The 5,037-nt window shown below is 53.5% G+C and carries 4 protein-coding genes; 1 reads left to right on the forward strand and 3 read right to left on the reverse strand.

The features are described 5' to 3' along the window. Positions 1–210 precede the first annotated feature (210 nt). The 3 genes from DBR24_RS03970 to DBR24_RS03980 all read right to left on the reverse strand — a co-directional run bounded on the left by DBR24_RS03970 (position 211) and on the right by DBR24_RS03980 (position 3,678). Positions 211–1,605 carry an undecaprenyl-phosphate glucose phosphotransferase gene (locus DBR24_RS03970; RefSeq protein WP_123462011.1) on the reverse strand — a complete coding sequence of 465 codons (1,395 nt, stop codon included), beginning with the start codon at positions 1,603–1,605 and terminating at the stop codon, positions 211–213. A 392-nt stretch (positions 1,606–1,997) separates the two neighbouring features. Further along, positions 1,998–2,657 (reverse strand): helix-turn-helix domain-containing protein, encoded by a 660-nt coding sequence (locus DBR24_RS03975; RefSeq protein WP_123462013.1) that lies wholly within the window; start codon positions 2,655–2,657, stop codon positions 1,998–2,000. Between the two features lie 280 nt (positions 2,658–2,937). Further along, positions 2,938–3,678 (reverse strand): winged helix-turn-helix domain-containing protein, encoded by a 741-nt coding sequence (locus DBR24_RS03980; RefSeq protein ID WP_128613962.1) that lies wholly within the window; start codon positions 3,676–3,678, stop codon positions 2,938–2,940. Positions 3,679–4,266: 588 nt separating this feature from the next. On the opposite strand from DBR24_RS03980, the gene DBR24_RS03985 reads away from it, so the two are divergent. Then, positions 4,267–5,037, forward strand: a 771-nt coding sequence (locus DBR24_RS03985) for an undecaprenyl-diphosphate phosphatase (RefSeq protein ID WP_128613964.1), incomplete at its 3' end; no start/stop codon positions are given.

The raw sequence follows: 5,037 nt of genomic DNA on the forward strand, positions 1-5,037 counted from the left end.
TAAGGCCTGAGCCAAGCACAAATCCCCTGTGGGAGCTGGCTTGCCAGCGAAGAGGCCGGCACCTGCAACATGGATTTTGCCTGACCCGCCGCCATCGCTGGCAACCCAGCTCCCACAGGGATTTGCATTTACCCGCAATCCAGCTCCACTCCCAAATCCCGGGCACAAAAAAGGGGACTTTCGTCCCCTTGCAGTGCGTCGCACCCAATCTCAGTAAATATCCTTCGACAACAACGTAAACGGTGTCTTCACCAGGATCTTCAGGTCCAGCCACAACGACCAGCTATTGATGTACTGCAGGTCAATCTCCACGCGCTTCTGCATCTTGTCGAGGGTGTCCGTTTCACCGCGGCAACCGCTGATCTGCGCCAGCCCGGTGATCCCCGGTTTAATCCGGTGACGCGCCATGTAGGCGAGGATTTTCCCCGAGTAGAAGTGGTTGTGCGCAACCGCATGCGGACGCGGACCAACCAGGGCCATATGCCCCTGCAACACGTTGAACAGCTGCGGCAATTCATCCAGCGACGTGCGGCGGATAAAGCGCCCGACCGCGGTAATGCGCGAGTCGTTACGGCTGGCCTGCTTCACGTCACGGTCATCGTGGACACGCATCGAGCGGAATTTCCAGACCTTGATCACCTTGCCATTCCAGCCATGCCGATCCTGTTTGAAAAACACCGGGCCGGGCGAGTTGATCTTCACCGCCAGAGCAATGATCAGCAGGATCGGGCTCAGCGCGATGATCGCCAGCAAGGCCACGGCTTTTTCCACCAGGCTTTTGCTCAACGCAGCGGTCGGGCGACTGGTCAGCGGGCTTTCGTTCAGATAGATCGCTGGCAGACCGTCCACGACTTTCACCGAGTGATTGAGCAAGGTCAGACTGTTCAAGTCCGGCACCCAGACCACATCGACGTTGGCCCCCAGCAAATCGACATACATCGCTTCGATTTTCGCGGCCTCGCACAGCGGCAGGGTGATGTACAAACGGCGGATGTCATGGGCTTCGATCAGCTCCAGCAACTCCTCCTGGGCACCGACGACGCGCGGTGCATCGGCATCCAGTGCAGGCACGTCACCGTTGCTGACCAGGCCAACCAATGGCAGGTTTTCCAGTTGGCTGAGTTTCTTCGCCAGCCCCAGCGCCAGCTCGCCGGTACCGACGATCAGGGTTTTGTGCTCGCTCTTGCGGGTGCGCTGATAGAACTTCGAAAACGCATGCAATGGCGCATACAGCAACGCCTGACCGAGGAAACCGTACACCGCCCAGCTCAGAATCACCTGCCGTGAAAACAGCTCATCGGCCTGGCAGACAAACGCGATACACGCCAACGCTGCCATGGTCATCGACCACCCCATGAACAGCCGTCCCAACCCGCTCAGGTAGTTATCGCGTTTGCGATAAACACCGCTGAACGTGTAAGCCGGCACCGACGCCAGTACCGCTAGGGTGGCGCACATTCGGTAGTAGAACGCGACCGTCCCGGTGTGCTGTTCCGCGAGGATGAACAGCAGCGTCACGACAAAGCCTTGTGCCAGCGCCCATTGGCCCCAAAAGGTCAGTCCCTTGAGGCCCGTGCTTCGATTGATACTAAGAGAAAGATCCATACGATATCCCCAAAAGACGTCCATTCAGGTTTCAACAGTTGAAAACCGAGTTGTTATGCAGACTTATTGTTTTTGTTGTAGCGAGTGTCCTGAGGTAACAACGTCGATATGCCGAACTGTCGTCAGTCAATAGACTAAGTTATTGCCGGGAATGGTGTCTGACGAGTTCTAACAAGATGGCACAGTGCCAACTTTTAATAATTAAATAGAGGGGTGTTAGAAAAGGTCGCAGAGCAGGGGGTGAATAAATGATGTTGTATTTGTTACTGTTTGAGGGGTGGCGGCAGGGAATGTCGAAATTAACCAGGGGAGGTGTAACCAAACAGAGTGCTCTTGTTGTTTTTGTTGTCGCACTGTTTTCTGTTGGTGTTGATCGCGGCGGTCAGTAGCGTTTACGCGACGATTTCCTGGATCAGGCAATAACCGCGATTTCGTACGGCACGAAACAATCGTTCGCCGTTACTGGCACTTTTGAACTTGTCTTGCAAACGACTCAGGCACATTTCCAGGCCGCGGTATTGCTCCGGCTCTCGACCGATGCTGAGGATCAGTTCTTCACGGCTGACCACACGCTCTTCATGGTTGAGCATTTTCCTGACCAATGCTGTTTCCAGCCCGGTCAGGCTAATCTCGACGCCTTCTTTGATCAATGCACCCTGATCATTGTCGAGTTGCCAGGTTTCGTTGCAAGGCGTGGCGCCTTCGGAAGCCGGTGGCATGTTGCCGCTTTCAGCGTTTATGACCGTAGCACTGTGAAAAGGATTCGCCGCTTGTGCGGCCAGCCATTCCGATTCAAGCGTGGCTAATATGCGCTGGGTATCATGCTCGATACTGCGAGCGACGTTTTTACGACTGATGCTTGGATATGTGAACTCCATCACCATTGGGGCGGAAGAGGGCGAAGCAACACCTTCAACAAACATTTGTGCCTGAGACGTGCCGAACGAGTTGAAACGCTCACTGGACAAGATGCTCTCCAGTTCGCGCTGCGACGTTGTACTGTGAGTCACGACAACAAAATATTTCCTTGGGAGGGTTGTACTAGTTTCCATGTCTCTCTCCTAAATACACACCAAAATTGGCTAAAAGATAAATCGGCAGGCGAGCAATGACTTCCTCGGAAGTAATCGAAAGGCAGGGTCTGGGCCCAATAATGGCCCTCGATAAATTCCACTCGATCTGCTGCTATGTTATGGAGTTTTATTGTTATGGGACGTGTTGACGCGCTCATTCAAGTGCTTGTTATTTAATGGGCGTAAAGCAGAACTGGAGCTATATGGTTGCATTAGACGATCCTTCGTACGTATGCAAAAGAGATTGACTGCCCGAGACTCAGGCAGTCGATATCAGGCCCCGCGTCAGGCGATAGCCGTAGCCGCGGATGCTCTGAATCGCGTTTGTACCATACATGTCCTTGATTTTTCCACGCAAGCGGCTTATGGATTTCTCCAGTGCGCGAGGGTCGTAGAAATTGCTGTTGAGGCCCATGATATTGGCGATTTCATCATGGCTCAGAATGTGATTACTGGTTTGCGCAAAGGCTTCCAGGATCTTCATCTCGGCAAACGAGATGTCGAGTTTCTTGCTGGTGCCCAACAGGCAGATACGTGTCGGGTCAAGCGTCAGGTCAATATCGCGTTGCCATTCTTCACTGTTGAAGAACTCGCCAAGCAGCTCGGCGCTATCATCGGAAAGGGTATTGAGCTTGATACAAAAGTCCGCGCCAGCCAGATAATACTTGATCTTGTTGAAAGCGCCGCGCCCGGTAATGACCGCGCAAATGATCGGTTTCAAGTTATCGCTACGCAGGTTTTCCACCAGCGCAAGATTGTCTTCCAGCGCCTGTGGGCTGTCGATAACAAGGAAGATGGCGCGATAGGAACCGAGATGTTCATACTGCTTATATGAACTAGTGTAGGCGTTGGCATCCAGTGCCATATCAGGGCGCACGTGCCGGGCGACCAGTGCTTTAAAATGTTCAGCCACGCCACGGGTTCGACCCAGAGTGAGAACACCGGGTTCGTCGTTTGTCGGGCGCGGACTACTAGTCGCCAAGTTCCCTGAGAGCATCATGCATTGACTCGAATTAGGTGCTGACATCGGGATGTTAAAGCACCGGTTCTCATCTGTGACTGACAATTGGTAACATTCACGCGATTTTTAGACGTGGCTCCCGAGTTTTCTAACAATAATTAAGCTTTTCAAGCTTTTAGTTGATTTTCTCGGGATGGTGAACTAGTGCTTAGATGGTGGCGATATGCAATGGTGCCACTATTTTGAGGTGATTGCGATAGCGTAGTTTGTGTCCTTTGGCCACTGTATGGCCATCCCTGAATAATGTGATTCTGATCACAATTTATCGGCAGAGCAAATTTTTTTGTACTAAACGCCTAAATATTTTTCGATTAGTTCGTCGGCCGACGATTACTAACATGGCTTGAGTGTGTCTTTTGATAAGTCATATTCTGCCAGCGCAAAGATCATCCGATCGCGGCCCGAATCTTCGGCTGCTCCTACCTTTGAAATGCGTTGGCGTAGGCGCTGCCGAGGTTCGGGGCGCGATCGAACGATCTTTTGATCTTCAATTGTGTAACTTCAGATACTCAACCCCTGAGTGTTATAAAACCGGTCGCTCGCCAAGAGTGCGCCGACGGAGGATTAATGGATTTCTGGACCCTTTTCCAGGTGTTGATATTAGGTGCCGTAGAAGGCCTGACCGAGTTCCTGCCGATCTCGAGTACAGGTCACCAGATCATCGTTGCCGACTTGCTGGAGTTCGGCGGCGAACGCGCCATGGCGTTCAACATCATTATTCAACTGGGGGCCATTCTTGCCGTCGTCTGGGAGTTTCGACCGAAGATCTTCGACATCATCAAAGGCCTGCCCACCCAACGTAATGCCCAACGCTTCACCCTCAACTTGCTGATTGCCTTTCTACCCGCCGTGGTCTTGGGCGTGTTATTCGCCGATGCAATCCACGAATACTTGTTCAACCCGATCACCGTCGCCGTGGCACTGGTCGTTGGCGGCATCATCATGCTGTGGGCCGAACAGCGCAGCCATGTGATCAGCGTCGAACACGTCGACGACATGCGCTGGTCTCACGCACTGAAAGTCGGTTTCGTACAATGCCTGGCGATGATTCCCGGCACCTCACGCTCCGGCTCGACCATCATCGGCGGCTTGCTGTTCGGCCTGTCGCGCAAAGCCGCCACCGAGTTCTCGTTCTTCCTCGCCATGCCGACCATGGTCGGCGCCGCCGTGTACTCCGGCTACAAATACCGCGACCTGTTCCAGCCCAACGACCTGCCAGTCTTCGCCCTCGGCTTCGTCACCGCGTTCATCTTCGCGATGATCGCCGTACGCGGCTTGCTCAAGTTTATTGCCAACCACAGCTTCGCCGCGTTCGCCTGGTACCGGATCGCGTTTGGT

The sequence above is a fragment of the Pseudomonas sp. HMWF006 genome, from assembly GCF_003061205.1.
Lineage (GTDB): Bacteria > Pseudomonadota > Gammaproteobacteria > Pseudomonadales > Pseudomonadaceae > Aquipseudomonas > Aquipseudomonas monsensis.